Annotated in this window: 2 protein-coding genes and 1 pseudogene; all 3 read right to left on the bottom strand. The window is 66.4% G+C overall.

Translation table 11 applies throughout. The features are described from left to right. Nucleotides 1-362 (bottom strand): annotated as a pseudogene (locus MSZK_RS14475) (hypothetical protein); the annotation flags it as partial. Nucleotides 363-452: 90 nt separating this feature from the next. Further along, complete coding sequence (locus MSZK_RS14470) at nt 453-1,349, bottom strand: hypothetical protein (protein ID WP_011896203.1); 897 nt, start codon at nt 1,347-1,349, stop codon at nt 453-455. Between the two features lie 58 nt (nt 1,350-1,407). Beyond that, a complete protein-coding gene (locus MSZK_RS14465) occupies nt 1,408-2,313 on the bottom strand; it encodes a hypothetical protein (protein WP_011896202.1) in 906 nt (301 codons plus the stop codon). Between the last annotated feature and the right edge of the window lie 89 nt (nt 2,314-2,402).

Below are 2,402 nucleotides of genomic sequence, written 5' to 3'. Positions count from 1 at the left end.
GTGTAGTCGAGGTGGTCGGGCTGCAGTGTTCCCAGTTCATAGAGGTAGTGGGCCGCGGTGAGGTGGGATGCCAGTGGGCCTGGTGTGCCGGCGCGTAGCGCGTCGAGTCGTTCGCCGGCGAAGTGGGAGGGTTCGAGGGCTAGCCAGGTAGCTCGGACGGCGTCGAGAGTGATGTCGGTGGGTGTGCCGGCGAAGCGGTAGACCGCGCGGGTGTCGGTGTGGTGGATGCGGTCGGCGGCGCAGAGCTGGGTGATGCGTTTTCGGGTCATGCCGAGGCGGGTGGCCTGGGCTGCGGTGAACATGCCCCACTGGCCGGCCGCTTCCACGGCCAGCGCGAGTTCGGCGTCACGCATCCCGGACATGCTCTTAAAGATACCCTGATTAGGTATCAATTGGGTAGCTCAGGACTACTGTTGGTGGTGTGGTCGCCGGGGCACGTGATGCAGGGTGCATCACGTGGTGGGTGTCGCGGCCCAGGTCCAGCGGGTCGGGTGGCGCCGGCGTAGAGCATGCAGGTATCCGTCCAGTCCGCCGTTGAATTGGGCGATCAGGCGGAGGTCGGGGCCCGCCTGGTGCACTGCAGCGTCGAGGAGGTGTTGTCGGCTCAGTCGGCCTGTGGGGTCGGCGAACTGTGCGCTGCATTCGCGGCATTGGAGAGTGCCGAACAGGATGGGAGTGCGGGATCCGCGTTCGACGAACCGTGCGGCCCTGATGTTGTTGCCGCTGATGAGGTGTAGGCCGGTGTCGAGGGCGAGGTGATCCACAATGTCGAGAACCTCATCGGGCGTTGCCCAGGAGCCGCCAGGGCGGCCTGGCGACCAGAGTCTGCCGCCGTTGCCGAATTCGCTGGCGTCCATCCACTTGGGGAGGAGCCGGAGGTACTCGTCGGTCGCGCCGTGCAGGCGCATTTCGGTGGAGGCAAGTACGGTGCCGTCCTGGTCGTGGATTTCTTCGAAGTTGGCGTAGTACATCCGGTAGGGCCACGCGGCTTGGTTCTGTTGGCGCAGCGTGAGTGCGACGCCGCGTTGCACGACTGCCTCGACGGTCACTGGTGTCGGGCTGGCTGCGTAGATTTCCCTGGTTTTGGGATGATCGAAGTCGGGATCGGGTTCTACGGGGCCGGGCACAACGACGCGGTAGACGTCACCCGGTTCGGGTTCGCGCTGGCTGTTCATGTAGCGGGCGGCGTACCCGCGCGCGACGCCGAGATGAGTGGTGAAGTACACGAGGTCTGGGCGGTAGCGGGGAACTTGGGGTTGCGCCCCTGGTGCCCAGGAGTAAGCAGTCGAGTAGTCGAGGCCGAGGTGCGCGGCGGGGACGATGCGGTCCCCGGGCTGCTTGCCGGGCACTCCGCCGTGGAAGAAGCTCGTCGGCTGAATGATGTTTCGGACTCGCTGCGTCGGCGTGTTAGGGGCTGCGGAGTTTGTCGTCGGGAAGCCAGATTCCCGATCCTGGGATCCATTCGACCCAGTCGGGCGTTGTGGCTGAGCCCATGGTGCCGGGTGGGCCGAGGCTGCCGGGGGTCTGGTAGATGGCGTTGTCGGGGAGCTGGTCTTTGGGGAGCCAGTAGCCCGAGTCGGGGAGCAGTTCGACCCAGCCGGGAGTGCCGTAGGGCGAGGAAGGGCCAAGGCCGCCGGGTTCGGTGACGTAGAGGCCATCGAGTTCGTTGTCGGGCAGCCAGATGCCGGTGTCCTGGCCGATCTCGATCCAGTTGGGGGTGCCGGCGCTGCCAATCGTTCCCGGTGGGCCGAGGCCGCCAGGTTCGGTGATGATGGGCATGCTGCGCTTGTCGGGTGGGCCCTCGGTGTCGGGTTTGTCGGTCTTGAAGTCGACGGCCTGGGTTGCGGTTGGGTTCTCGACGCTGTGGGGGAGCTCGGCCGAGGAGGCGGCGAGCTGTTCGGCGATGGTCGCGTACTGGGTGGCGGTCTGCTCTATGAGCTGGGCTGCTTCGGTGATGCGCAGCTGTCCTGCCTGGAGCAGCGCCGCCTGTCCGGTGGGGGTGTCGGCCAGTGGGCCGAGGATGGCCTTGTCTTGCTGCCATGAGGTCTCGACCGCGGTGAGGCCGGTGCGGGCTTCTTCGGAGAGTCGGTTAGCGGAGGCGACTGCGGTGGCGGCTCTCTTGTGGGTAGCACGCAGGTCTTCTCGGTTGGTGTCGAGTTCGGTGTGGACGGTGCCAGCGCGCTCGGCGGCTGTGCCGGTCCAGTCGGTAGGTGTGCTGACCTGCCCGCCATAGGCTGGTGGGGTCAGCTCGGGCGGGGTGAGGTTGCCCAGTAGCTGGCGCGCCTGCTGGAGGGCAGCGTCAACGGGATGCATGAGTCAAAGGTATCGCGATGTTGGGAACTTCGAGAAGCGGGTGCTCGGGAAGTTATGCGGGTGTTCCTGGGGGGCGTGTGCGGGCGCGT

It is taken from the genome of Mycobacterium sp. shizuoka-1 (assembly GCF_002723835.1).
Classification (GTDB): Bacteria; Actinomycetota; Actinomycetes; order Mycobacteriales; family Mycobacteriaceae; genus Mycobacterium.
The sequence above is the reverse complement of the archived record's forward strand: the minus strand, read 5'-3'. Positions and strand labels throughout refer to the sequence as shown.